General features: G+C 74.9%; 27 protein-coding genes. 14 read left to right on the top strand and 13 right to left on the bottom strand.

The features are described 5' to 3' along the window. Nucleotides 1-98: 98 nt before the first annotated feature. Nucleotides 99-1,754 (bottom strand): FAD-binding dehydrogenase, encoded by a 1,656-nt coding sequence (locus IE219_RS11460; RefSeq protein ID WP_189976537.1) that lies wholly within the window; start codon nucleotides 1,752-1,754, stop codon nucleotides 99-101. Between the two features lie 93 nt (nucleotides 1,755-1,847). Between IE219_RS11460 and IE219_RS11455 the strand changes: the two genes are divergently transcribed. Genes IE219_RS11455 through IE219_RS11435 form a run of 5 tightly spaced genes read left to right on the top strand, consistent with a single transcriptional unit; the run spans nucleotide 1,848 to nucleotide 4,561 of the window. After that, the gene (locus IE219_RS11455; RefSeq protein ID WP_189976536.1) at nucleotides 1,848-2,477 is read left to right on the top strand and encodes a TetR/AcrR family transcriptional regulator; all 630 of its coding nucleotides are present in this window, start codon (nucleotides 1,848-1,850) and stop codon (nucleotides 2,475-2,477) included. Nucleotides 2,478-2,512: 35 nt separating this feature from the next. Next, complete coding sequence (locus tag IE219_RS11450; RefSeq protein WP_189976535.1) at nucleotides 2,513-3,277, top strand: glucose 1-dehydrogenase; 765 nt, start codon at nucleotides 2,513-2,515, stop codon at nucleotides 3,275-3,277. Between the two features lie 31 nt (nucleotides 3,278-3,308). Next, entirely contained in the window at nucleotides 3,309-3,839 is a 531-nt protein-coding gene (locus IE219_RS11445; protein WP_189976534.1) for an NUDIX hydrolase, read from the top strand. Nucleotides 3,840-3,848: 9 nt separating this feature from the next. Next, nucleotides 3,849-4,241, top strand: coding sequence for a YidH family protein (locus IE219_RS11440; protein ID WP_189976533.1), 393 nt, complete (start codon nucleotides 3,849-3,851; stop codon nucleotides 4,239-4,241). Beyond that, nucleotides 4,241-4,561, top strand: a complete 321-nt coding sequence (locus IE219_RS11435) for a DUF202 domain-containing protein (RefSeq protein WP_189976532.1) — start codon at nucleotides 4,241-4,243, stop codon at nucleotides 4,559-4,561. The genes IE219_RS11440 and IE219_RS11435 overlap by 1 nt, the downstream gene beginning before the upstream one ends. Before the next feature lie 12 nt (nucleotides 4,562-4,573). Here IE219_RS11435 and IE219_RS11430 read toward each other — a convergent pair whose 3' ends face one another. Further along, nucleotides 4,574-5,503, bottom strand: a complete 930-nt coding sequence (locus IE219_RS11430) for an NADP-dependent oxidoreductase (RefSeq protein WP_189976531.1) — start codon at nucleotides 5,501-5,503, stop codon at nucleotides 4,574-4,576. Between the two features lie 155 nt (nucleotides 5,504-5,658). On the opposite strand from IE219_RS11430, the gene IE219_RS11425 reads away from it, so the two are divergent. From IE219_RS11425 to IE219_RS11415, 3 genes are all read left to right on the top strand, one after another. After that, the gene (locus tag IE219_RS11425) at nucleotides 5,659-6,570 is read left to right on the top strand and encodes an MBL fold metallo-hydrolase (RefSeq protein ID WP_189976530.1); all 912 of its coding nucleotides are present in this window, start codon (nucleotides 5,659-5,661) and stop codon (nucleotides 6,568-6,570) included. 214 nt (nucleotides 6,571-6,784) lie between these two features. Then, nucleotides 6,785-7,810 carry a phosphotransferase family protein gene (locus tag IE219_RS11420; protein ID WP_189976529.1) on the top strand — a complete coding sequence of 342 codons (1,026 nt, stop codon included), beginning with the start codon at nucleotides 6,785-6,787 and terminating at the stop codon, nucleotides 7,808-7,810. Between the two features lie 6 nt (nucleotides 7,811-7,816). After that, complete coding sequence (locus IE219_RS11415; protein ID WP_189976528.1) at nucleotides 7,817-9,031, top strand: acyl-CoA dehydrogenase family protein; 1,215 nt, start codon at nucleotides 7,817-7,819, stop codon at nucleotides 9,029-9,031. Nucleotides 9,032-9,035: 4 nt separating this feature from the next. Here IE219_RS11415 and IE219_RS11410 read toward each other — a convergent pair whose 3' ends face one another. Both IE219_RS11410 and IE219_RS11405 read right to left on the bottom strand, forming a co-directional pair. Next, nucleotides 9,036-9,632 (bottom strand): TetR/AcrR family transcriptional regulator, encoded by a 597-nt coding sequence (locus IE219_RS11410; RefSeq protein WP_189976527.1) that lies wholly within the window; start codon nucleotides 9,630-9,632, stop codon nucleotides 9,036-9,038. An 84-nt stretch (nucleotides 9,633-9,716) separates the two neighbouring features. Beyond that, nucleotides 9,717-10,493, bottom strand: coding sequence for an SDR family oxidoreductase (locus tag IE219_RS11405; protein ID WP_189976526.1), 777 nt, complete (start codon nucleotides 10,491-10,493; stop codon nucleotides 9,717-9,719). Nucleotides 10,494-10,672: 179 nt separating this feature from the next. Between IE219_RS11405 and IE219_RS11400 the strand changes: the two genes are divergently transcribed. Both IE219_RS11400 and IE219_RS11395 read left to right on the top strand, forming a co-directional pair. Then, entirely contained in the window at nucleotides 10,673-11,926 is a 1,254-nt protein-coding gene (locus IE219_RS11400; RefSeq protein WP_189976799.1) for an exo-beta-N-acetylmuramidase NamZ family protein, read from the top strand. 130 nt (nucleotides 11,927-12,056) lie between these two features. Then, on the top strand, nucleotides 12,057-12,665 hold the full coding sequence (locus tag IE219_RS11395) for a hypothetical protein (RefSeq protein WP_189976798.1): 609 nt from the start codon (nucleotides 12,057-12,059) through the stop codon (nucleotides 12,663-12,665). Between the two features lie 90 nt (nucleotides 12,666-12,755). On the opposite strand, the gene soxR is transcribed toward IE219_RS11395, so the two are convergent. After that, nucleotides 12,756-13,307, bottom strand: coding sequence for a redox-sensitive transcriptional activator SoxR (gene soxR / locus IE219_RS11390; protein ID WP_189976525.1), 552 nt, complete (start codon nucleotides 13,305-13,307; stop codon nucleotides 12,756-12,758). Nucleotides 13,308-13,413: 106 nt separating this feature from the next. On the opposite strand from soxR, the gene IE219_RS11385 reads away from it, so the two are divergent. Beyond that, a complete protein-coding gene (locus IE219_RS11385) occupies nucleotides 13,414-13,875 on the top strand; it encodes a MaoC family dehydratase (protein WP_189976524.1) in 462 nt (153 codons plus the stop codon). Here the strand turns inward: IE219_RS11385 and IE219_RS11380 are convergent. The 3 genes from IE219_RS11380 to IE219_RS11370 form a co-directional block, all read right to left on the bottom strand. Next, the gene (locus IE219_RS11380; protein WP_189976523.1) at nucleotides 13,866-14,507 is read right to left on the bottom strand and encodes a TetR/AcrR family transcriptional regulator; all 642 of its coding nucleotides are present in this window, start codon (nucleotides 14,505-14,507) and stop codon (nucleotides 13,866-13,868) included. The genes IE219_RS11385 and IE219_RS11380 overlap by 10 nt on opposite strands. Nucleotides 14,508-14,583: 76 nt before the next feature. Further along, nucleotides 14,584-14,874: a YiaA/YiaB family inner membrane protein gene (locus IE219_RS11375; protein WP_189976522.1), complete on the bottom strand. Its 291-nt coding sequence runs from the start codon at nucleotides 14,872-14,874 to the stop codon at nucleotides 14,584-14,586. A 107-nt stretch (nucleotides 14,875-14,981) separates the two neighbouring features. Beyond that, nucleotides 14,982-16,133: an acyl-CoA dehydrogenase family protein gene (locus IE219_RS11370; RefSeq protein WP_189976521.1), complete on the bottom strand. Its 1,152-nt coding sequence runs from the start codon at nucleotides 16,131-16,133 to the stop codon at nucleotides 14,982-14,984. 66 nt (nucleotides 16,134-16,199) lie between these two features. On the opposite strand from IE219_RS11370, the gene IE219_RS11365 reads away from it, so the two are divergent. The 3 genes from IE219_RS11365 (at nucleotide 16,200) to IE219_RS11355 (ending at nucleotide 18,643) form a co-directional block, all read left to right on the top strand. Next, nucleotides 16,200-16,862 carry a TetR/AcrR family transcriptional regulator gene (locus IE219_RS11365; RefSeq protein WP_189976520.1) on the top strand — a complete coding sequence of 221 codons (663 nt, stop codon included), beginning with the start codon at nucleotides 16,200-16,202 and terminating at the stop codon, nucleotides 16,860-16,862. An 18-nt stretch (nucleotides 16,863-16,880) separates the two neighbouring features. Next, nucleotides 16,881-17,576 carry an ArsR/SmtB family transcription factor gene (locus IE219_RS11360; RefSeq protein WP_189976519.1) on the top strand — a complete coding sequence of 232 codons (696 nt, stop codon included), beginning with the start codon at nucleotides 16,881-16,883 and terminating at the stop codon, nucleotides 17,574-17,576. Nucleotides 17,577-17,698: 122 nt separating this feature from the next. Continuing rightward, entirely contained in the window at nucleotides 17,699-18,643 is a 945-nt protein-coding gene (locus tag IE219_RS11355) for a DMT family transporter (protein ID WP_189976518.1), read from the top strand. 100 nt (nucleotides 18,644-18,743) lie between these two features. On the opposite strand, the gene IE219_RS11350 is transcribed toward IE219_RS11355, so the two are convergent. From IE219_RS11350 to IE219_RS11330, 5 genes are all read right to left on the bottom strand, one after another. Further along, nucleotides 18,744-19,823, bottom strand: a complete 1,080-nt coding sequence (locus IE219_RS11350) for a zinc-binding dehydrogenase (protein ID WP_189976517.1) — start codon at nucleotides 19,821-19,823, stop codon at nucleotides 18,744-18,746. A 76-nt stretch (nucleotides 19,824-19,899) separates the two neighbouring features. Further along, entirely contained in the window at nucleotides 19,900-21,291 is a 1,392-nt protein-coding gene (locus IE219_RS11345) for an aldehyde dehydrogenase family protein (RefSeq protein ID WP_189976516.1), read from the bottom strand. Between the two features lie 244 nt (nucleotides 21,292-21,535). Then, nucleotides 21,536-22,273 (bottom strand): class F sortase, encoded by a 738-nt coding sequence (locus IE219_RS11340; protein WP_189976515.1) that lies wholly within the window; start codon nucleotides 22,271-22,273, stop codon nucleotides 21,536-21,538. Beyond that, nucleotides 22,260-22,904, bottom strand: a complete 645-nt coding sequence (locus IE219_RS11335) for a hypothetical protein (RefSeq protein WP_189976514.1) — start codon at nucleotides 22,902-22,904, stop codon at nucleotides 22,260-22,262. Before IE219_RS11335 ends, IE219_RS11340 begins: the two co-directional genes overlap by 14 nt. A gap of 142 nt (nucleotides 22,905-23,046) precedes the next feature. Then, nucleotides 23,047-24,486, bottom strand: a complete 1,440-nt coding sequence (locus IE219_RS11330; protein ID WP_189976513.1) for a CitMHS family transporter — start codon at nucleotides 24,484-24,486, stop codon at nucleotides 23,047-23,049. Nucleotides 24,487-24,539: the final 53 nt, after the last annotated feature.

Genomic DNA, 24,539 nt, shown 5'->3' with positions numbered 1-24,539 from the left:
CGGTCGTCCGCGAAGGGCCCCGGGGCGTGTCCCCGGGGCCCTTCCGGCGTCGTCCGGGGCCTTTCCCTCCTGTCCCGGGAGGCTTCCGGGCGGCTTGCTCAGGCCACGGCCTTCGCGGCGGCCCGTCCGGCCGCGCGCCCGGAGAAGATACAGCCGCCCAGGAAGGTGCCCTCCAGGGAGCGGTAGCCATGGACGCCGCCGCCGCCGAAGCCGGCCGCCTCGCCCGCCGCGTAGAGGCCGGGGAGGGGTTCGCCCGTCTCGGTGAGGACCCGGGAGGAGAGGTCGGTCTGGAGGCCGCCGAGGGACTTGCGGGTGAGGATGTTGAGGCGGACGGCGATCAGCGGGCCGGCGGCGGGGTCGAGGATGCGGTGCGGGGCGGCGGTGCGGATCAGCCGGTCGCCGAGGTAGCCGCGGGCGCCCCGGATCGCGGTGATCTGGAGGTCCTTGGTGAAGGGGTTGGCGACCTCGCGGTCGCGGGCGGTGACCTCGCGGCGCAGCGCGTCCTCGTCGATCAGGTCGAGGCCGGTGATCCGGTTCATGCCCCGCACCAGGGCGGCGAGGTCCTTCTCGACGACGAAGTCGGCGCCCCGGTCCATGAACGCCTTCACGGGGGCGGGGACGTCGGCGCGGGCGCGGCCGAGGACGCCCCGGACGGACTTGCCGGTGAGGTCGGGGTTCTGCTCGGAGCCGGAGAGGGCGAACTCCTTGCCGATGATCCGCTGGTCGAGCACGAACCAGGTGTGGTCGTGGCCGGTGCGCATGATGTGGTCGAGGGTGCCGAGGGTGTCGAAGCCGGGGAAGAGCGGAACGGGGAGCCGTCGGCCGGTGGCGTCGAGCCAGAGGGAGGAGGGGCCGGGCAGGATGCGGATGCCGTGCCGGGCCCAGATCGGGTCCCAGTTCTCGATGCCCTCCGTGTAGTGCCACATCCGGTCGCGGTTGACGTGGTGGGCGCCGGCCCGCTCGGCGATGCCGAGCATCAGGCCGTCGACGTGGGCGGGGACGCCGGAGAGCAGCTTCGCGGGCGGGGTGCCGAGGCGGGCGGGCCACTGGGCGCGGACCAGGTCGTGGTTGCCGCCGATGCCGCCGGTGGTGACGATCACGGCCTGGGCGCGCAGGGCGAAGGAGCCGGTGGCGGTACGGCCGCTGGCGGTGCCGCGCGGGGCGTCGGAGGGCTCCAGGATCTCGCCGGAGACGGTGTCGAGGACGCCGGCGGTACGGCCGAGGGCGGTGACGCGGTGGCGGAAGCGGAAGGTGACGAGCCCGCGGGCGACGCCCTCGCGGACCGTGCGCTCGAAGGGGGCGACGAGGCCGGGGCCCGTACCCCAGGTGATGTGGAAGCGGGGCACCGAGTTGCCGTGGCCGGTGGCGTCGTAGCCGCCGCGCTCGGCCCAGCCGACGACGGGGAAGAAGCGGACCCCGCGCGCGTGCAGCCAGGCGCGCTTCTCGCCGGCGGCGAAGTCGACGTACGCCTCCGCCCAGCGGCGGGCCCACGCGTCCTCGGGGCGGTCGAAGCCGGCGGTGCCCATCCAGTCCTGGAGGGCGAGGGCGTGGCTGTCCTTCACGCGCAGCCGGCGCTGCTCGGGCGAGTCGACCAGGAAGAGGCCGCCGAAGGACCAGTGGGCCTGGCCGCCGAGGGACTGCTCGGGCTCCTGGTCCAGGAGGATCACGGAGCGGCCGGCGTCGACCAGTTCGGCGGTGGCGACGAGACCGGCGAGGCCGGCCCCGATCACGATCACATCGGCGTCGTAGGGCATGGACCGCATCTTGGATACACGGATGTATCGAGTCAACCGTTCCGGCGCCCTCACCCCCTCCCGTTTTCTAATGTCGGGCATTAATATGGGGGCATGGCAAGGACGTCAGGACCCGAGACCCGGGAGAAGCTCATTCGCGCGGCGGAGGAGCTCTTCGCTTCCCGGGGCGTCGACGGGGCACAGCTGCGGGACATCACCCGGCTCGCCGGACAGGCCAACCCCTCCGCCGTCCAGTACCACTTCGGCTCCCGCGCCGGGCTCCTGGACGCCGTCATGGCCGGCCGCCAGGAGCGCACCGAGCGGGTCCTGCGGGCCCTGCCCCGCGAGGCCGACGAGGACGTCCGGACACTGGTCACGGCACTGGTCACCGCCGAGGCGAGCGAGCTGCGCACCGACCGGGGCCGCCGCTGCCTGCGGGTCTCCGCGCAGCTCAGCCACGAGAGCGGCGTGCGCACCGGCGCCCCCCACCCCACCCTCGCCGGGACCGCCTACTGGGCGCTGATCGAGCGGATCGCCGCCCGGCTGGCCGACGGCGGGCTGCCCGGGCCGCTGCTCCGGGAGCGCCTCGACCTGGCGCTCACCGTCGTCGGCGCGGCCTTCGCCGACCGCGCCCGGCAGTACCTCGACGGGGTCGAGCCGCTCATCGACGAGCCGCTGTTCCTGGCCGACCTGGTCGAAACCACCACCGCACTCCTCGGGGCCCCGCGGCCCCGGGGCGCCTGAGAAGGCGACGGCACCACCCCGAAAGGACCCCCCTCATGAACGACCTCACCGGCAAGACCGTCCTCATCACCGGCGGAGCGCGCGGCCTGGGCGCCGAGGCGGCCCGCCTCGCCGTGGCCTCCGGCGCCCGCGTGGTCATCACCGACGTGCTCGACGAGGACGGCCGGGCCACCGCCGAGTCCCTCGGCGACCGCGCCCGGTTCTTCCACCACGACGTCACCTCCGAGGAGGAGTGGGCGGCGGCCGTCGCCTTCGCCGTCGCCGAGTTCGGCGGTCTGCACGGCCTGGTGAACAACGCCGGCATCTCCACCGGCACCCTGCTGGAGTCCGAGTCCGTCGAGCACTTCCGCAAGGTCCTCGACATCAACCTCACCGGCGTCTTCATCGGCATGCGGACCGCGATCCCGGCGATGCGGGAGGCCGGCGGCGGCTCCATCGTCAACATCTCCTCGGCGGCCGGACTGATGGGCCTCGCGCTGACCGCCGGCTACGGCGCCTCCAAGTGGGGCGTGCGCGGCCTGACGAAGATCGGCGCGGTCGAGCTGGGCACCGCGGGGATCCGGGTCAACTCGGTCCACCCGGGCATGACGTACACCCCGATGACCGCCTCGGTCGGCATCCGGCGCGGTGAGGGCAACTACCCCAACACGCCGATGGGGCGGGTCGGCGAGGCCGACGAGATCGCCGGTGCGGTGGTCTTCCTGCTCTCCGACGCCGCCTCGTACGTGACCGGCGCCGAGCTGGCCGTCGACGGCGGCTGGACCACCGGCCCGACGGTCAAGTACGTCATGGGGCAGTAGTCCCGTCCGGCGCCGGTGCTTTCATGGGGGCATGAACGCCTCCGAGGAGATGCACGACGTCGTCGACGAGCGGGACCGGGTGGTCGGACGGGCCCCGCGCGGCGAGGTGTACGCGCGGGGCCTGGTCCACCGCTGCGTCTTCGTCCGGGTCCGGGACGCGGAGGGCCGGTTCTTCGTCCACCGCAGGACCGCCGGCAAACTGCTCTTCCCGTCGATGTACGACCCGTTCGTCGGCGGGGTCGTCGCCGCCGGCGAGTCCTATGACGACGCGGCGCTGCGCGAGGCCGAGGAGGAGCTGGGCGTCTCGGGGCTGCCCCGGCCCGAGTTCGTCCTCAAGTTCCTGTACGACTCCGGCGGCGTGGCCGGGAAGTGGTGGTCCGCCGTCTACGAGGTCCGCTGCGACCCGCCCGTGCGGCCGCAGGCCGAGGAGGTCGCCTGGCACGCCTTCCTCACCCCGGACGAGCTGCGCGAACGGCTCTCGGACGACGGGCCGGAAGCGTGGGAGTGGGTCCCGGACGGGCTCGCCGCGCATGACCGCCTGGTGGCGCACCTCGGCCGTTAGGGTTCGGGCGTGAGCGATTTCGTACAGAGTCTGCGGCTGTGGTTCGCCCCGCGGCGGATCCGGGACGAGGGCGAGACCCCCGACTACCGCTTCTCCCTCGCCAACGAGCGGACCTTCCTCGCCTGGATCCGCACCGCGCTCGCGCTCATCGGCGGCGGCTTCGCCGTCGACCAGTTCCTGCCGGACCTGCGCTGGGCGGTCCGGGTCGGGCTCTCGCTCGCCCTGCTCGCGGCCGGTGTGCTGTGCGCGCTGCGCGCGGTCAACCACTGGATCCGCTGCGAGCGGGCCATGCGGCGGGGCGAGGACCTGCCGGTCTCCCGCTTCCCGGCCGTGCTGAGCCTCACCGTGGCCGTGGTGGCCGTCGCGATGGTGGTGCTCGTGGTCTTCGGCCGGGCCGGCTAGTGGCCGCGTCCGGCGCCGGGGCGCGCGATCCCGGGCTCCAGCCGGAGCGGACCCGGCTGGCGTGGCGGCGGACGACCCTGTCGTGCACGGTCGTGGCGGTGCTCGGCATCAAGCTGGCCCTGCTCGACGGCGCGACGGCGGCGGGGATGACCGGGCTGGCCCTCTCCGCGCTGCTGTGGATCGGCTTCCTCGCGGTCGCGCACCGGCGCATCCGCTCCCTGGACACCCCCCGCCCGCGCGTCCTCTCGCACCGGGGCGCGCTGATCGCGGCCGGGTGCACGGTCGCGCTGGCGGTGTGCGGGGCGGCGCTGATCTGGTGAGGCCGGGGGCCCTCAGGGGACGGTGACGACGACCTTGCCGTGGAGGCCGCCCGCGGCGTTGGCGCGCTGGGCCTCGGCGGTCTGCTCCAGCGGGAAGGTGCGGTCCACCCGGACGGTCAGGACGCCCTCGTCGGCGAGGTCGGCGAGCGCGGCCAGGTCGGCGGCGTCCGGCCGGACCCAGTAGTAGCGGCCGCCGAGCGCCAGCACCTCGCCGTCGGCGATCGAGGCGAGCCGTCCGCCGGGCGCGAGCAGCCGGGCCGCGTGCGGGAGGAAGGGCCCGCCGAGGGTGTCGAGGACCGCGTGGACGCCGTCCGGGGCCAGCTCCCGGACCCGGCGGGTGAAGGTCTCCTCGTCGAGGTCGACCGGCTCGGCGCCCAGCTCCGCCACCCGGTCGCGGCCGGACGCGCGGGCCGCCCCGAGGACCCGGCAGCCGAGGTGCCGGGCGATCTGCACGGCCAGGGAGCCGACCCCGCCGGCCGCCGCGAGCACCAGGACGGTCTCGCCGGGGCGCACCCCGAGCGCGGTGTGCAGCGACTGGTAGGCGGTGAGCCCGGCCAGCGGCAGTCCGGCCGCCTCCTCGAAGGAGTACGCGCGCGGCTTGCGGGCCAGGGTGCGGATCGGCGCGGCGACGTACTCGGCGAAGGTCCCGTGGCAGAGGAAGTCCTCCCGGACGTACCCCATGACCTCGTCGCCCTCGGCGAACTCGGTGACGGAGACGCCGGGCCGGACGACGACGCCCGACACGTCCCAGCCGGGGACGACCGGGAAGACCGTCTCGAACATGCCGTCCAGGTATCCGGCCTGCGCCTTCCAGTCGACCGGGTTGACGGCCGCCGCCCGGACCCGGACGAGGACCTCGTCCGGGCCGACCTTCGGGTCGGGCAGCTCGCCGTACTCCAGGACCTCGGGGCCGCCGTACCGGCGGTAGCTGATCGCCTTCATGCCTCGACCCTCGGCGGGGTCGGAGGACCGCGCAAGCGGGGCACGGCCAGGCGGGCCCCGGGCCGGTCCGTCGTCGGATTCCGGCCACCGGGCGGGCCGCCGGATGGCAGGCTTCGCCCTGTCCGTTCGATCTTCGTCTTCCGGGGGGAACCACCGTGCCTGCCACCGATCCGTACGTGGTCGCGCTCGCGCCGCGCGTCCACGCCTACGTCCAGCCCGACGGGGGCTGGTGCCTGAACAACGCCGGCTTCCTCGGCGACGCGGACGAGTCCCTGCTCGTCGACACGACCGCCACCGAGCGGCGCGCCCTGCTGCTGCGCGAGGCGGTGCTCGCCGAGGGGCTGCCGCTGCCCCGCACGATCGTGAACACCCACCACCACGGCGACCACACCTACGGCAACGGCGTGTTCCGGCCGGAGGCCCGGATCGTCGGGCACGAGAACTGCCGGTCCGAGCAGCTCGACGCCGGGCACCAGCTGCACCTGCTGTGGCCGGGGACCGACTTCGGCCGGGTCGAGATCACGCCGCCGGACCTCACCTACCGCGACCGCCTGACGCTGTACGCCGGCGGGTTCGAGGTGCGGGTGCTGCACCCGGGTGCCGCGCACACCACGGGCGACTCGATCGTGCACCTGCCGGAGGCCGGGGTGGTCTTCACCGGCGACCTGGTCTTCCAGGGCGGGACGCCGTTCCTGCCGATGGGCTCGCTGGCCGGGTCGCTGCGCGCCCTCGACGTGCTGCGGTCGCTGGACGCGGAGCGGGTGGTGCCGGGGCACGGGCCGGTGACCGACCCGTCGGCCTACGACGCGACCGAGCGGTATCTGCGGTGGGTGCGGGAGCTGGCGGCCGAGGGGCACGCCCAGGGCGATCCGCCGCTGGAGACCGCGCGCCGGGCGGAGCTCGGCGACTTCGGCGCCTGGCGGGAGAGCGAGCGCCTGGTGGCCAATCTGCACCGGGCGTACGCGGAGCTGGACGGGCTGCCGGAGGGGCATCCGCTCGACCCGGTGGCGGTCTTCGGCGACATGGCGGCGATGAACGGCGGCCGGCCGGTGGCCTGCCACGCCTGAGCCGTACGCGGGTGCGGGAAGGGGTCCGGGGAGCGTCCCGGGCCCCTTTCCCGTGCCCCCGGCGAGGCCGCCCGCCCCGGCTCCTCTTCCGGTCCCCGGGAGAGACCCCCGGAGGGCCCCTCTGGAGAGACCCCTCGGAGAGCCCCTCTGGACGACATACCGACTGGTCGGTCATCATGAACGCCGACCCGTCGCCCCACCGGAGGTACGCCCCATGAGCCCCGCTCCCCCGCCGCCCGGCCTCGACCCCGAGCGGCTCCGCCGCCATCTGGACCGCGAGCGGCCGGGCCTGGTCGCCGGCCCCCTGGAGGCACGGCTGATCGAGGGCGGCCGTTCGAACCTCACGTACGCCGTCACCGACGGCACCGGCCGATGGGTGGTGCGCCGCCCGCCGCTCGGCCACGTGCTGGCCACCGCGCACGACATGCGGCGGGAGCACCGGGTGATCACCGCCCTCGGCCCGAGCGCCGTACCGGTGCCGGGGACGGTGCTGCTCTGCGAGGACGAGGAGGTGCTCGGCGCGCCGTTCTACGTGATGGAGTTCGTCGAGGGGACCCCGTACCGCTCGGCCTCCCAGCTCGCGCCGCTGGGCCCGGAGCGGACCCGCGCCGCCGTCCTCGGCCTGGTCGACACCCTCGTCGACCTGCACGCCGTGGACCCGGCGGAGGCCGGTCTCGCGGACTTCGGGCGGCCGGAGGGCTTCCTCGACCGGCAGCTGCGCCGCTGGGGCAAGCAGCTCGCCGCCTCCCGGGGCCGCGAGCTGCCCGGCGTCGAGGAGCTGCACGCCGCCCTCGGCCGCGCGCTGCCCGGCTCCCCCGCGCCGGCCGTCGTGCACGGCGACTACCGCCTCGACAACGCCCTGGTCGGCGACGACGACCGGATCAGGGCCGTCCTCGACTGGGAGATGTCCACCCTCGGCGACCCGCTCACCGACCTCGGCCTCCTGGTCATGTACAGCACCCCGCTGGACCTGCCCGGCTCGCCGATCTCGACGACCGCGACCGCCGCCGGCCACCCCGCCGCCGCCGAGCTGGCCGAGCGGTACGCGGCCCGCTCCGGCCGGGACGTCTCCGCCCTCTCCTGGTACACGGCCTTCGCCTGGTTCAAGCTCGCCGTGATCCTGGAGGGCATCCACTACCGCTACACCCTCGGGCAGACCGTCGGCGCCGGCTTCGACCGCATCGGCGAGCTGGTCCCGGTCTTCATCGAGCACGGCCTGACCACCCTTCAGGAGGGCTGAACCGCCATGGACTTCGCCTACGACGCCCGCACCGAGGAGCTGCGCGGGAAGCTGCTCGCCTTCATGGACGCGCACGTCTACCCGGCCGAGGCCGTCGCCGAGGAGCAGCGGGCCGCGCTCGCCTCCCCGTGGGACGAGCCGCCGGTGGTCGCGGGACTGAAGGCCGAGGCCAGGCGGCAGGGCCTGTGGAACCTCTTCCTGCCGGACGAGGAGTACGGGGCCGGGCTGACGAACCTCCAGTACGCGCCGCTCGCCGAGATCACCGGCCGCAGCCCCCAGCTCGCCCCGACCGCCCTCAACTGCGCCGCCCCCGACACCGGGAACATGGAGCTGCTCGCCCAGTTCGGCGACGAGGCGCAGAAGAAGCGGTGGCTGGAGCCGCTGCTCGCGGGCGGGATCCGGTCCGCCTTCGCGATGACCGAGCCCGAGGTGGCCTCCTCCGACGCGACCAACATCGAGACCCGCATCCGGCGGGACGGGGACGCGTACGTGGTCGACGGCCGCAAGTGGTACATCTCCGGGGCGATGCACCCCGACTGCGAGATCTTCATCGTGATGGGCAAGACCGACCCCGACGGCGCCGACGTCCGCCGCCAGCAGTCGATGCTCCTCGTCCCGCGCGACACCCCGGGCGTCACCGTGCGCCGGGCGATGCGGGTGTACGGCTACGAGGACCACTACCACGGCGGCCACGCCGAGGTGCTCTTCGAGGACGCGCGGGTCCCGGCGTCGCACCTGATCGGCGGGGAGGGCGACGGCTTCGCCATCGCGCAGGCGCGCCTCGGGCCCGGCCGCATCCACCACTGCATGCGGCTGATCGGCATGGCCGAGCGGGCCCTGGAGCTGACCTGCCGCCGCGCCGTCTCCCGTACGGCCTTCGGCAAGGCGCTCGCCCAGCAGGGCGTGGTGCAGAACTGGATCGCGGACGCCCGGGTGACCATCGAGCAGCTGCGGCTCCTGGTCCTGAAGACGGCCTGGCTGATGGACACCGTCGGCAACAAGGGCGCCCACACCGAGATCCAGGCCATCAAGATCGCCACCCCGCGCGCGGTGGTCGACATCGTCGACAAGGCGGTGCAGGCGCACGGCGCGGGCGGTGTCTCGCAGGACTTCCCGCTGGCCGAGCTGTGGGCGGCGGCGCGGACGCTGCGGCTGGCGGACGGCCCGGACGAGGTGCACCAGCGGTCGCTGGCCCGCCGCGAGCTGAAGCGCTACCTCTGACGGGTCAGGGGCGCAGGGCCCGCAGCAGGAGGTCGGCGAGGTGGTCGGCGACCTGCTGCGGGGCCATCGGGCCGTCGGGGCGGTACCAGGTCGACAGGTGGTGCACCGAGCCGAAGTGGTAGTCGACGACCAGGTCGGCGGGGGTGGCGGCGGAGAAGACGCCCGCCCGCTGGCCCTCCTCGACCAGGGCGCGGAAGCGCTCGTGGTAGCGGCGGCGCTCGGCGCGGACCTGCTTGTTCTTCTCCGGGCTGAGGTGGTGCATGGAGCGGAAGAAGATCGAGGCGTCGTCGAGGTTGTCGATGGTGGTGACGACGACGTCGGCGGCGGCGGACCGCAGCCGCTCCTCGACCGGCGCGTCGGCGCCCGCGAAGGCGTCGAGCCGCTCCTGCTGGAGCCGCAGCACGCGCGCGTAGACCTCCTGGAGGAGGTCCTCCTTGGAGCCGAAGTAGTGGTAGAGGGCGCCCTTGGTGACACCGGCCGCCTCGACGATCTCCTGCACGGAGGTGCGGTCGTAGCCCTGCTCGGCGAAGAGCCGGGTGGCGGCGGCGAGGAGCCTCTGGGGGACGGGGGAAGCACCCTCCGCGTCCGTCGTCCTGGCCATGCTCCGTCGTCCTCCTGCTCGCCGTCCCCGGCCGGTGCGGCCGGGGGTTCCCTCGGTAGATCTTCCCATCCGCCGCCGGGTGCGCTACCGCGCGCCCGCCTCCCAGCTCCGCTGGAGCCGGTTCATGCCGCTCAGCCAGCGCTCGGGGTCCTGCGCGCGGGCCCGGTGGAAACCGGCGACCTCGGGGTGCGGGAGGACGAGGAAGCGGTCGGCGGCCATGGCGTCGAGGAGGGCGTCGGCGACGGCCCCGGGCTCGATGGCGGTGGGGGCGAGGACGAGGTCGCCGGCGGAGCCGGAGGCGGCGAGCATGTCGGTGCGCACGCCCTGCGGGCAGATGGCGTGGACCTTGAGGCCGCGGTGGCGGTAGGTGAGGGAGAGCCATTCGGCGAAGGCGTACGCGCCGTGCTTGGAGACGCTGTACGGGGCCGCGCCGATCATGGTGAGCAGGCCGGCGGCCGAGACGGTGGAGACGAAGCGGCCGGTGCCGCGCTCCAGCCAGTCGGGGAGCAGGGCGCGGGCGGCGCGGACGTGGGCCATGACGTTGACGTCCCAGGCGGCGGCCCAGACGTCCTCGTCGGCACAGGCGTCGCCGGGAGAGGCGAGTCCGGCGTTGGCGCACCAGACGTCGACGGTGCCGCCGAGGGCGGCGCGGGCCTCGTCGACGACCACGGAGGCGTCGCCGGGGACGGCGACGGCGCCGATCTCCGCCGCGACGGCCTTCGCGCGCGCGGCGTCGAGGTCGTTGACGACGACGCGGGCGCCCTCGGCGGCGAAGCGGCGGGCCAGGGCGGCGCCGATGCCGCCGCCCGCTCCGGTGACGACGACTCCGGCGCCCCGGATCTCGTGCGTGCCCGCGGTCATGGGTCCCTCCAGGGGTCGGGGCGGGCCGGGCCGCCCCGGCCGGGGCGGTTCCGGCGGCCGCGGGGCAGACTAACCGGTCGGTATGCGCGGGCGGAAGCCCCGGACCGGTCGGCGCCGGTCTCCGCACGCCTCGTTCCCCCGGGCCTCCCGGGGCGCTAGCCTGCGTGCCCATGTCACCCATGAGGCGTTCGGAGCTGTCGCGTCGGAGTCTGCTGGCCGCGGGAGGGGCCCTGGCCGTGACGGCCGCCCCGGCCGCCGCCGATCCGGGGCCGGGGCGGGGGCACGCGCGCGTGCGGACCGGTTTCGACCGGCTGGCGGCGGACGGGTACGCCGCGCTCGCCGGCGAGCGGGTCGGGGTGGTCACCAACCCGACCGGGATCACCGCCGACGCCCGGCACCTGGTCGACGTCATGCACGCCGACGGGCGGGTGGACCTGGTGGCCGTCTTCGGCCCCGAGCACGGCTTCCGGGGCACCGCGCAGGCGGGCGGTTCGGAGGGCCGGTACGACGACCCGGCGACCGGGCTCCCGGTGTACGACACGTACCTCAAGAGCGGGCGGGCGCTGGCCGATGTCTTCACCGCCTCCGGGGTGGACACCGTCGTCTTCGACATCCAGGACGCGGGCGCCCGCTTCTACACGTACATCTGGACGCTGTACGACTGCATGGTGGCGGCGGAGCTGGCCGGGAAGCGGTTCGTGGTCCTGGACCGGCCGAACCCGGTGAGCGGCCGGGCGGCCCTCGGGCCGGTCCTGGAGCGGGAGTTCGCGACCTTCGTGGGCCGCGAGCCGATCGCCCAGGCGCACGGGATGACGGTCGCGGAGCTGGCGCTGCTGTTCAACGCCGCCTTCCTGGAGCGGCCGGTGGAGCTGGAGACGGTCCGGATGACGGGGTGGCGGCGGGCGGACTTCTTCGACGCCACCGGGCTGCCGTGGGTGCCGCCGAGCCCGAACATGCCGACGCCTGAGACCGCGCTGGTGTACTCCGGGACCTGTCTCTTCGAGGGCACCAACCTCTCCGAGGGGCGGGGCACCACCCGGCCGTTCGAGCTCCTCGGCGCGGAGGGGATCGACCACCGCTGGGCGGAGGCGGCGAACGCCCTGGAGCTGCCCGGGGTCCGCTTCCGGGAGGCGTACTTCGCGCCGGTCTTCTCCAAGTTCCAGGGGCGGACGGCCGGCGGGGTGCAGCTGCACGTCCACGACCGGGAGGTCTTCGATCCGGTGCGGACCGGCATCGGGCTCCTGGTGACCGCCCGCCGCTCCTGGTCCGGCTTCGCCTGGCGGCCCGACCACTGGATCGACCGGCTGACCGGGTCCACCCGGGTCCGCACGCTGATCGACGCGGGCGCCGGCACCGACGAGGTGACGGGTTCCTGGGCCGAGGATCTGGCGGCCTTCCGGGCGGTGCGGCGGGAGCACCTGCTGTACCGGTGAGCCCCGGTGCCGCCGATCCTCCTCCCCCTTCGGAAGGATCAGTTCCGCATCTTCCCGGAACGCGGCGGCCCCTTCGTTCGTCCCTCTGATACCGCGGATGCGCGAAGCAACAGCGACGGAGGTGGCGGGCATGGCCGGTTTCCGGAGTCTCGCGAGACAGGTGCGCGACCCCGACTGCGACACCGCACTGCGCAGGTACTCGCTGCGCAAGTGCCTGGAGCGGTTCGCCCCGTACGGGCACCGGGCGACCTGGGACCACCTGTGCGTCAGGCACGGGTTCGGCCCCGAGGACCGGGAGCTGGACCCGGCGCGGCTGGTGGCCGCGCTGGAGGAACTGGAGGAGGCGCGGGCGGTCTGGCTCGCGTACGAGGAGGAGTTCGCGGCCCGGCGGCGGCGCGAGAAGCACGGCGGTCTGCGCGGTCTGGCGGCCCTGGACGACTGGCACCGGGACGTGTGGGGCGGCAACGGGGTGGTGCGGTGCGGCGATCCGGCCGTACACCCGAAGGACCCGCTGCCCGTGGTGGTGCGGCGGCTCGTGGCGGCCCTCGGGCGCGGCCCGGCCGAGGAGTGCCCGGTCTGCGCGGGGACGCGGATCGCCTGGGGCGGCGGCTCCGGGGAGGAGTGGTACGGGCCGGTGTGCGGGGACTGCGGGGTGGAGGTGCCCCGGGCGGTCCTCACCCCCCGCGTCCTGGCCCGCGCGCGGGAGGCGCACGGCCGCCCCCTGGTGTCGGCGGCCTGACACCGGGGCGGCCCGGCGCGACGGCCCCCGCCGTCCGGGCACCGGCCCGCCTCCCTCTTCACCGGCCGGCCCGCGGACGCGTACGCCCGGCTAACCCGCCTGCTCGCACACCGGCTCGCATGCCGGTTCGCCCGCCGGTTCGCCCGTCTGTTCGTCCGTCCGGTCGTCCGTCCCTTCGTCCACGGGGAAGCGGATGGGGAGCAGCCGGGAGCCGGCCATGGTCTCGCCCACGACGTCGTCGGGGTTGGAGAGCACGCAGGTCTCCAGAGAAAGGCAGCCGCAGCCGATGCAGTCCGTCAAGTGGTCGCGCAGCCGGCCGAGCTGCTGGATGCGGCCATCGAGCTCGGCGCGCCACGCGGCGGAGATCCGCGCCCAGTCCTCGCGGGTCGGCGTGCGCTCCTCCGGGAGGGAGGAGAGGGCCTCGCGGATGGTGGCGAGGGGGATGCCGACGCGCTGGGCGGCGCGGATGAAGGCGACCCTGCGCAGGGCGTCACGCCCGTATCTGCGCTGGTTGCCCGGGGTGCGCGTGCTGCTGATGAGGCCCTTGGTCTCGTAGAAGTGGAGGGCGGAGACGGCCGCGCCGCTGCGGGCGGAGAGCTGGCCGACGGTCAGTTCGTGGATCTTCTCTGGAATCTGCGGCACCCCGCGAACCCTAGTGGTCCGTTGACAGGGCCATCCCCACCCCACATGCTGAGCAAGCGCTTAGACACAGACCGCCGGGTATGCCGTACGAGAAGGGACCAGGGAGATGGCCGAGCCGAGGATCTTCACCTCCGCCGAGGAGCTGCGCGCGGGGGTCGGCGAGCAGCTGGGGCACAGCGACTGGCTGGAGGTCGACCAGAAGCGGATCGACCTCTTCGCCGACGCCACCGGCGATCACCAGTGGATCCACGTGGACCCCGAGCGCGCCGCCTCCGGCCCCTTCGGCTCGACCATCGCGCACGGCTACCTGACCCTCTCGCTGCTGCCGCTGTTCGTCCCGCAGGTGCTGCGCGTCGAGGGCATGCAGATGGGCCTCAACTACGGCACGGAGAAGGTCCGTTTCCCCGCGCCGGTGCCGGTGGGCTCGCGACTGCGCGCCACGGCGGTCCTGACGAAGGTGGAGGAGGCCGGCGGCGGGGTGCAGGTCACCGCGAAGGTGACGGTGGAGCGCGAGGGCGGCGACAAGCCGGTCTGCGTCGCCGAGTCGGTCTCCCGCTACTACTTCTGAACCCCTCGGGGGCCGTACCCCACCATGCGGAGCACGAGGTCGGCGTAGAGGGCGCCGACCTCGTCGGGGGTGCGGCGGCCCCGGGGGTTGAACCAGCGGGCCACGTCGATGCAGAGGGAGAGCACGGCGACGGTGGTGCCGGGCGCGTCCGCGACGTCGAACTCCCCGGCGGCCACGCCCTCCTCGATGATCCGGCACACGGTCGCGTCGGTCTCGCGGCGCAGCTCCACGATCTCGGCGCGGTGCTCGGGGCCGAGCGCGTCCAGCTCGTACTGGACGACCCGGGCGGTGGTGTGGTGCTCCGCGTGCCAGCGGACGAAGGAGCGGACGGCGTCGGCGAGCCGGTCGGCGGCGCCCGCCTCCCGCAGCTCGGCGGCCCGCAGGATCTCCAGGGCCTTGTCGTGGCCGATCCGGCTGATCCGGTGGAGCAGCTCTTCCTTGGTCTTGTAGTGGATGTAGAGCGCGGCCGGGCTCATGCCGGCGCGGCCGGCGATGTCACGGGTGGTGGTGGCGTGGTAGCCGCGTTCGGCGAACGCCTCGACGGCCGCGACCAGCAGCCTCCGGGCGGCCTCGGGCACGACCTCGTCCCAGGACGCGTCCTCGCCGCCGGGCGTCTGCTCCGCCGCGCTCATCCCACACTCCTCCTCGGACCGGTCAGGACGAACACCATACAACGAAGCTGAGCAAGCGCTTAGAGAGCGTGGGGGCTCAGAGCTTCTGCTGGAAGGGGTCGTGCTCGGCCAGGAGCTTCTCCAGGCGGGCCTGGTCGACGCGGCTGACGATCCGGTCGGTCTCCTGCCGGTCGCGGACCACCTTGGCCAGGGTGAAGGCCGAGGTGGTGAGGTAGAGGACGGAGACGGCGAGGAAGGCGCGCACCCAGCCGCTCGCCTCCAGCTGGTAGACCCCGACGGAGACGGCCGCCAGGGCGATCGCGAAGGAGGCGACGGCCTGGGTGTGGTAGGCGCCGGTGTTCTGCTGCTTGACCTGTGACTCACTCATGCCGCCAGGATCCGGCCGTGTGGCGGGTGCCACATCCGTGCGGATACTCACCCCGGCTGGGCCCCGGGACTCACGGACCGGACCGGGGGCCGCGGCCCCCGGAGGGCTCAGAAGGCGGAGACTCCGGTGAGCGCGCGGCCGATGATGAGCTTCTGGATCTGGCTGGTGCCCTCGTAGAGGGTCATCACGCGGGCGTCCCGCAGCAGCTTGCCGACCGGGTACTCGTCGATGTAACCGTAGCCGCCGAAGACCTGGAGGGCGTTGTTGGCGCAGCGGACGGCGGCCTCGGAGGCGTACAGCTTCGCCTGGGAGGCGGCGGTGGCGAACTCCTCGCCCCGGTCGATCAGGTCGGCGACCCGCCAGGTCAGCAGCCGGGCGGCCTCCACGTCGACGGCGATGTCGCTGAGGAGTTCCTGGACGAGCTGGTACGAGGCGATGGGGCGGCCGAACTGCTCGCGCTGCCCCGCGTAGCGGACGGCCGCGTCGAGGGCCGCCCGGGCGATGCCGACGCAGCCGGCGGCGACCGACATGCGGCCCTTGGCGAGGGCGGACATGGCGACGGAGAAGCCCTTGCCCTCGGGGCCGAGCATCGCGGAGGCGGGGACGCGCACGCCCGCCAGGGAGAGTTCGGCGGTGGCCTGGCCACGCAGGCCGAGCTTGCCGTGGAGGGGGCGGCGGGTGAGGCCGGGGGCGTCGGCGGGGACCAGGAAGGCGGAGACGCCCCGGTGGCCGGGGGCGTCGTTGGTGCGGGCGAAGAGCAGGACGACGTCGGCCCAGGTGCCGTTGGTGATGAAGGTCTTGACGCCGTCGATGACGTAGTCGCCGCCGTCGCGGACGGCGCGGGTGGCGAGGTTCCCGGCGTCGGAGCCGGTGCCGGGCTCGGTGAGGCCGAAGCAGCCGAGGGCCTCGCCGGAGCAGAGCCGGGGCAGCCAGGCGCGCTTCTGCTCCTCGGTGCCCCAGGCGGCGACCGTCTTGGCGACCAGGCCGAGGGAGACGGAGACGATGCCGCGCACGGAGGAGTCGCCGCGCCCCAGCTCCTCGGTGACCAGGCAGTACGCGAGGTGGTCGCCGCCCGCGCCGCCGTACTCCTCGGGGACGGTGAGGCCGAGGAAGCCGACCGCGCCGAGCTTCCGCACGATGCCCCGGTCCACCTCCTCGGCGCGGTCCCACGCGACGGCGTGCGGGGCGACCTCGCGGGCGACGAAGTCCTCGGCGAGCCGCCGGACGTCCCGCTGCTCCTCGCTCAGCGCCAGATCCACGGTGCCACCCCGCCCTCCATTTAATTACCACTGCTAGTTTTTAGGTGCGGGCCTACTATGTGCGCCATGGCCCGACCGCGCAAGCCCCTGCTCAGCCGAGACCGCATCGTCGAGACGGCGGGCGCGCTGGTGGACGCGGAGGGGCTCGCCGCCCTCTCCACCCGGCGGCTGGCGGCCGAGCTCGGGGTGAGCGGGCCCTCGCTCTACAACCACTTCCGCACCAAGGACGAGATCCTGGACGCGGTCGCGGACGCGGTCAGCGCCAAGATTGACCTGCGCATGTTCGCGCCCGACGACCCCCGCGACTGGCGGACCGCCCTGCACGACTGGGCGCTCTCCTACCGGGCCGCCCTCGCCGACCACCCGCACATCGTCCCCGTCCTCGCCCAGGGGCCCGGCCGACGGCCGGCGGGGCTCCGGGTCGCCGACGCCGTCTTCGGCGCGATGGTCCGGGCCGGCTGGCCGCCCGCCCAGGCCACCCACATCGGGGCCCTGATGCGGTACTTCGTCACCGGCTCGGCCCTCGGCTCCTTCGCCCGCGGCTTCGTCGACGACGAGACGGCCTACGACCCCGCCGACTATCCGCACCTCGGCCAGGCCCACCGCCTCGCCGAGCACCGCGAGAAGGTCGACGAGGGCGCCTTCGCGACGGGGCTGCGCGCCCTCCTCGACGGGCTGGCGGCCCAGTACCGGCAGTACGCGCACGTTTCGGGCGCGGCCGAAGCGTGAGCGGGGGACGCTGGAGCCATGGGAGCCAGTGATCTCGCCGCGTTCGCGGCACTCTTCGCGGAGGAGAGCCGGGCGGCGATGCTGCTCGCCCTGCTCGACGGCAGGGCCTGGACGGCCGGGGAACTCGCCCGCCACGCGCGCGTGGCGCCGTCCACCGCCACCGAACACCTGGGGAAGCTGGTCGCGGGCGGGGTCCTCGCCGAGGAGCGGCAGGGGCGGCACCGGTACGTGCGGCTGGCCGGGCCCGGCATCGCGCACCTCGTGGAGGAGCTGGCCGGACTCGCCGGCCCCGGCCCCGACCGGCCGCCCCGCTCGCTGGGGGCGGCGACCGCGGAGCGGGCCCTGGCCCGGGGCCGTACCTGCTACGACCATCTCGCCGGGCGGCTCGGCGTCGCCGTCACCGGGGCGCTGACCGCGCGCGGACTGCTCGACCAGGAGGCGGGGTTCGCGCTCACCGGGCCGGGCCTGGAGTGGTTCGCGGAGCTCGGCGTCCCCCTCGCGGCGAAGGGGCGGCGGCCGCTCGCGCGCGGCTGCCTGGACTGGACCGAGCGCCGCCCGCACCTCGCGGGCCTGGCGGGCGCGGCGCTCTGCGCGCACGCGCTGGACGCCGGCTGGTGCGTACGGATCGGAACCGGGCGCGCGGTGAAGGTCACCCCGGCCGGGGAGCGGGCGCTCCACCGCGCGCTGGGCATCGAGCCGGACGCCCTGCGCTGACCGGACGCCCTGCGCCGACCGGGAGGCCGGAGCGCGGCACTCCGCGCAGGGGGCGGGGCGGAACGCGGGGTTCTGTGAAGAGTGCGGTGCGGACCGAAGGGTCGGGGTCCTACCGTCGTGCCATGCCTGCTTCCGCGTCCTCCTCCGCCCGGCTCGCGCTCGCCGCCGCCGGGGTCACCGTCGTCCTGTGGGCCTCCGCCTTCGTCTCCATCCGCAGCGCGGGGGACGCCTACTCCCCCGGCGCGCTCGCCCTCGGGCGGCTGCTCGCCGGGACGCTGGTCCTGGTCGCCGTCCTCCTGTTCCGGCGCGAGGGGGTGCCGCCCCGGGCCGCCTGGCCGGGGATCGTCGTCTCCGGGCTGCTCTGGTTCGGGGTGTACATGGTGGTGCTGAACTGGGGCGAGCGGGAGGTGGACGCGGGCACGGCCGCGATGCTGGTCAACATCGGACCGGTGCTGATCGCGCTGCTCGGCGCCCGCTTCCTGGGCGAGCGGCTGCCGCCCCGGCTGCTGGCCGGCATGGCGGTCTCCTTCGCGGGCGCGGTGGCGGTCGGCCTGTCGATGTCCGGCGAGGGCGGCCACGCCTCGGTGCTCGGCGTCGTCCTCTGCCTGCTCGCGGCGGTCGCGTACGCGGGCGGGGTGGTCGCGCAGAAGCCGGCGCTGGCCCACGCGAGCGCGCTCCAGGTGACGACGTACGGCTGCGCGATCGGCGCCGCCGCCTGCCTCCCCTTCGCCGGGCAGCTGGTGACGGAGGCGGCGCGGGCGCCCCTGGCGGCGACCGCGAACATGGTCTACCTCGGGGTGTTCCCGACCGCGCTGGCCTTCACGACCTGGGCGTACGCGCTGGCGCGGACGACCGCCGGGCGGATGGGCGCGACCACCTACGCCGTGCCCGCCCTGGTGGTCCTGATGGCCTGGGCGCTGCTGGGCGAACTGCCCGGCGCCTGGACGCTGGCGGGCGGCGCGCTGTGCCTGGCCGGGGTGGCGGTCTCCCGCTCCCGGCCCCGGACCCGCGCGGCCGCGCCCGGCGCCACAACGCCCGAGGAGGCGCCGGGCCGGGCGGGGACCTGAGGCGTACGCCCCCGGCCGGAGGGCGTCGCCCCCGCGACCGGAGGGCGTACCCCCGCGATCAGCACACGTACCCCTGGGGTCGGAAGACGTGCTCGCGTGGTCAGAAGACGACGAGGGCGCGGCCGCCCCTGCCCGCGAGCATCGCCTCGAAGGCGCCGGGGATGCCCTCCAGGGTGATCCGCTCGGTGACGAGCGCGCCCAGGTCGAAGCGGCCGTCGCGAATGTGGGCGGCGATGACGGGCAGGTCGGCGGCCGGGTCCGAGTTTCCGTAGACGCAGCCGGAGAGCGTACGGCCCCAGTGGAAGAGCTCCAGGGCGTTGAAGGAGACCTGCTGGTCCTTGCCGCCGATGCCGACGACGGTGGTGCGCCCGCCGCGCCGGGTGGACTCCCAGGCGGTGCGGATGGCGACGGCGCGGCCCGCGCACTCCACGGCCACGTCGACGCCGTGCCCGCCGGTCAGCTTCCGGATCTCGCGGGCGGTTCCCTCCGACGCCACGACGTAGTCGGTGGCCCCGGCGGCGCGGGCCAGTTCCTCCTTCTCCGGGGAGACGTCCACGGCGACGATCGCGGACGCCCCGGCGATCCGGGCGGCCTGGAGGGTGGCGAGGCCGACGCCGCCGACGCCGAAGACGGCGACGGTCTCCCCCGCCCGGACCCGGGCCGCGTGGTGCACGGCGCCCCAGCCGGTGAGGACGGCGCAGCCCAGCAGCGCCGCGTCGGTGAGCGGGACGCCCTCGGGGGCGGGCAGCACGCAGTGCGCGGCGACGACCGTCTCCTCGGCGAAGGCCGCCACGTTGAGGCCCGGGTGCAGCTCGCGGCCGTCGGCGGCGCGGGCGTGCACGTCCGCCGCGCCGTTCAGGGCGTTGACGCAGAGCCACACCTCGCCGAGCGAGCAGGGGTGGCAGGAGCCGCAGGAGGGCGCCCAGTTGAGGACCACGCCGTCGCCGGGGGCGACGTGAGCGACGCCCTCGCCGACCGCGACGACGGTCCCCGCGCCCTCGTGGCCGAGGACGGCCGGGACGGGCACCCGCATGGTGCCGTTCGAGAGCGACAGGTCGGAGTGGCAGACGCCGGCGGCGGCGAGGCGGACCCGGACCCGGCCGGGGCCGGGTTCGGGCAGCTCGATGCCGGTGATCTCCAGCGGGGCACCGACGGCGGGCAGCACGGCGGCACGGATCACGGGTGGCTCCTTCTGCGGGGGCGGGTCCGGTGGGGTGGTGCGGGGCCGGCGGGAATCCGGCGGCGCGGCGGGCGCGTCAGAACTGGAGGGACTTGGTCTGGAGGTACTCGGCCAGACCGTGGGCGCCGAGTTCGCGGCCGACGCCGGAGCTCTTCCAGCCGCCGAAGGGGGCCAGCGGGTTGAACCGGCCGCCGTTGACGTCGACCTGGCCGGTCTCCATGCGGCGGGCGAAGGCGACCGCCGCCGCCTCCTCGCCCCAGACCGCGCCGCCGAGGCCGTAGTCGGTGCCGTTGGCGAGCGCGAGGGCCTCCTCCTCGTCCTCGTAGCGGAGGATCGACAGGACCGGGCCGAAGATCTCCTCACGGGCGATCGTCATGTCGGGGGTGACGTCGGCGAAGACCGTCGGGGAGACGTAGTAGCCGGTCTCCAGGGGGGCTTCGGGGCCGCCGGTGACGAGCCGGGCGCCCTCCTCGACGCCCCGCTCGATGTAGCCGCGGACCCGGTCGCGCTGGCGGGCGCTGACGAGCGGGCCGAGCCGCTCGCCGGGCACGTACTTCGCGGCGGCCTCGGCGGCGAGGGCGACGGCCTCCTCGTACCGCTCGGCGGGGACCAGCATCCGGGTCCAGGCGCTGCACGTCTGGCCGGAGTTGGACATGACGTTGCCGACGCCGACGGCGACCGCCTTCGCGAGGTCGGCGCCGGGCAGGATCACGTTGGCGGACTTGCCGCCGAGTTCGAGGGCGACCCGCTTGACCGCGCCGCCCGCGAGGGCGCCGATGCGGCGGCCGACGGCGGTGGAGCCGGTGAAGGAGACCAGGTCGACGCCGGGGTGCTCGGCGAGGGCCTGGCCCGCGACCGGGCCGAGGCCGGTGACCAGGTTGAAGACGCCCGCCGGGAGGCCCGCCTCGTGGACGGCCTCGGCGAAGAGCTGGGCGGTGAGCGGGGTGTCCTCGGCGGGCTTGAGGACGGTGGCGCAGCCGGCGGCGAGGGCGGGGGCGACCTTGGCGACGATCTGGTGGAGCGGGTAGTTCCACGGGGTGATCGCGGCGACGACGCCGACCGGCTCGGAGTAGACGGTGGAGTTGCCGACCTTCTCCACGAAGGGGTGGGTGGCGGCGAGTTCGGCGTACGAGCCGGCCACCGCGACCGGCAGCCCGGCGTGCACGGCGGCGGCGAGCTTCGGCGGGGCGCCCAGCTCGGCGGTGACGGTGGCGGCGATCTCCTCGGCGCGGGCGGCGAGCACGTCGCGCAGGGCGGCGATCCGGGCGGCCCGCTCGGCGGGCGGGGTGGCGGCCCAGCCGGGCAGCGCGGCGCGGGCGGCGCGCACGGCGGCGTCGACGTCCTCGGCGGTGCCGGCCGGGACGTGCGCGATGACCCGCTCGGTGGCGGGGTCGGTCACGGGGATCGTCCCGGAGGAGGCCGCGGGCCGCCACTCCCCGCCGATGTACATCGCGTCGTGGGCCTTCATCCGCTTCCCTCTCCACTCGCCGGCGGGGCCGATCGCTTCGGCCCGCCGCCCCAAACTAGCGCTGTTAGTTTTAGGGCGCCAGGGCCGGTGGGAGTGGGCCGGATCTCACCCGCACGCGCGCGTGCGCCCCCGCGACGGACACCGCGCCCCGGCGAGGGCGACGGTACCCGGCACGGGGGCGGGGCGGGGGGCGGGCCGGACGTCCTGCCCGCCCCGGCGGCCGGACGGGTGCGTCGGGGCCGGGTCAGATGGACGTGTCGGTGCCGGTGAGGTGGGCGAAGACCACGATGTTCGCGTCGTAGCCGGAGTCGCGTTCGTAGGCTCCGCCGCAGGTCAGCAGGCGCAGTTCGGGGCGACCCGTGGAGCCGTACACCTCCTTGTCGGGGAAGGCGGCCTTCGGGTAGGTGCGGACCCGGTCCACCGTGAAGACCGCGACCCGGCCGTCGGCGCGGGCGACCCGGACGGTGTTGCCCGGCCCGAGCGAGTCGAGGTCGAGGAAGACGGCCGGTCCGGTACGGGTGTCCCGGTGGCCGACCATGACGGCCGTGCCGCGTTCGCCGGGCGCCGGGCCGCGCGCATACCAGCCGACCCGCTTCGGGTCGTCCACCGGCGGCACCCCGAGCCGGCCCCGCGCGTCGAGCCCGAGGTCCAGGACGGGCGCCTCGATGGTGATCGCGGGGACGGCGAGGGCGGTGGGGCGGGAGCGGGCGAGCGGGGCGGGGTCCGCCGGAGGGGACGTCCGGCGGCTCGCGGGGGCTTTGGCCCGGTGGGCGGCGGCGGACGGGGCGCTCCCGGGAGCCGCCGCCGGGGTCCCGGCGCCGGCGGTGGGCTTGGCGTCGACCGCGGGGCGGGACGGGACGGGGTCCGCGTCGCCGCTCCACCACACGCACCCGGCGGCCAGGGCCGCGGCGACCGCCGCGGTCCTGGCCAGCCGGAGGAGCCGCCGCTGCCGGCGCGTCGGGCGGGCCTTACGCCGCGCCATCGGTGCGGCGGCGAGAGCGGCGGATCAGCACCACGCCGGCGGTGCCCGCGAGACCGGCGGCGACGGCGGCGCCGATGCCGAAGGCGGAGGAGTCCTGCTCGGCGGCGATCTGGGCGGCGCCGCCGCCGCCCGCGCCGACCGGGCCGTGCGGTCCGTGACCGCCGGTGCCGCCGCTGTTCCCGCCGTTGCCGTTGCCTCCGGTGGTGCTGCCGCCCGTGGTGCCGTTGGGGCAGTCGACCTGGAAGACCTTGTGCTTGCCCGCGCCGTTCTCACCGGCGAAGGTCCAGGTGAGCTTGTACATGCCGTCCGGCAGGGCGAGGGGCGCCGTGTGGCCCGTGCCGGAGAGCAGCGTGATCCGGCCGCTCAGTTCGGCGCCGCCGGGCTTGGCCGGCTGGGGCACGATGTCCCACTGGACGTCCTGCAACACGTCGAAGCCGAATCCGGCGAGATAGAAGGCGCAGACCTTCGGCTCGTTGCTCTGGTCGTCGAAGGGGGTGCCCACCTTGTGGATCTTCACGTCGCCGTTGTCGCCGGGGGCGGCGTACGCGGCCGGGGCCCCGCCCGCGAGAGCGAGGCCGGCGAGGGCGAGACCGGAGACGGCGGCCAGCGGCCGGGCGGTGCGAGCGGACATGCGGGTTCCTCCACGAGGGGACAGGGAGACGGCCGGGACTTGTAAGCCGATAATCCGACTATCTGTCACCCTTGGTGCGTTCAGGCCCCTTTCGTTCCCGCGCCGCGCCGCCGGTCCCCCGTCCGGCCGATCCCGCTCCCGGTCAGACGATCCCGAAGAGGGCGGCGGCCCCCAGGGCCACCAGCGATGTCAGCGCCGCCCACTTCACGGTGAACCGGGTGTGGTCGCCGAACTCCACCTTCGCCATGCCCACCAGCACGTACACGGCGGGGACCAGCGGGCTCGACATGTGCAGGGCCTGGCCCGCGAGGGAGGCGCGGGCGATCTCCAGCGGCGAGACCCCGTGGGCGGCGCCCGCCTCCGCGAGGACGGGCAGGACGCCGAAGTAGAAGCCGTCGTTGGACATGAAGTAGGTGAGCGGCAGGCTCAGTACGCCGGTCACCAGCGCCATGTGCGGGCCCAGCGCGTCCGGGATCGCGCCGACCAGCCAGTCGGCCATGTGCTCGACCATGCCGGTGCCGGTGAGGACGCCGGTGAAGACGGCCGCGGCGAAGACCATGCCGGAGACGTTGAGGACGTTGTCGGCGTGGGCGGCCAGCCGCTCCTTCTGCTCGGCGGGGCGCGGGAAGTTGACGGTGAGCGCGAGGGCGGCGGCGATCAGGAAGAGCACCGGGATCGGCAGCAGTTCGAGGATCATCGCGGTGAGCAGGGCGACGGTGAGGGAGGCGTTGAACCAGTACAGCCGGGGCCGGAGGGTGGCGCGGTCGGGGTCGAGCCCCTGGAAGCCGCCGCCGGGCACCTCGTCGGCGTCCGCCCCGGCGGAGGCGCCCGCCCCGGTGGTGCCCGCCCCGGTGGTGCCCGTGCCCTTCGCGCCCGTGCCCTTCGCGCCGGAGTCCGCGCCGCCGCCCGCGCCCACCAGGACCGTCTCGTCCGCGGTCTCGTGGACCAGGGCCTCGTCCAGGGTGAGGTAGCCGAGCCGCTTCCGCTCGCGGCGGCCGAGGACGTACGCGAGGGCGGTGACGAAGAGCAGGCCGACCCCGAGGGCGGGGATCATCGGGACGAAGATGTCACCGGCGTCGAGCTTGAGCGCGGTCGCGGCGCGGGCGGTGGGGCCGCCCCAGGGCAGCGTGTTCATCACGCCGTTGGCCATGGCGGCGACGCCGGTGAGGATCACGAGACTCATGCCGAGCCGCTTGTAGAGCGGGTACAGCGCCGAGACGGTGATCATGAAGGTGGTGGAGCCGTCGCCGTCGAGGGAGACGATCGCGGCGAGCAGCGCCGTACCGACGACCACGCGCATCGGATCGGCCTTGCAGAAGCGCAGGATGGCCCGGACGATCGGGTCGAAGAGGCCGACGTCGATCATGACGCCGAAGTAGACGATGGCGAACATCAGCATCGCGGCGGTGGGGGCCAGCTTGCCCACTCCGTCGATCACGTAGTCGCCGAGCTGGGCGCCCTGTCCCACGGCGACGCAGAAGAGGGCGGGGATCAGGACGAGCGCCGCGATCGGCGACATCCGTTTCGTCATGATCAGGACCAGGAAGGTCGCGATCATGGCGAAGCCGAGGACGGTCAGCATGGAGGCACCTCACGTTCGCCGTGGCACGGCCGCCGAGCGGCGGTGCGCACGAC

The organism is Streptomyces termitum (assembly GCF_014650175.1).
In the GTDB taxonomy this organism is placed as follows: domain Bacteria; phylum Actinomycetota; class Actinomycetes; order Streptomycetales; family Streptomycetaceae; genus Streptomyces; species Streptomyces termitum.
Note: the sequence above shows the minus strand (reverse complement) of the source record. Positions and strands in the feature narration are given on the sequence as shown.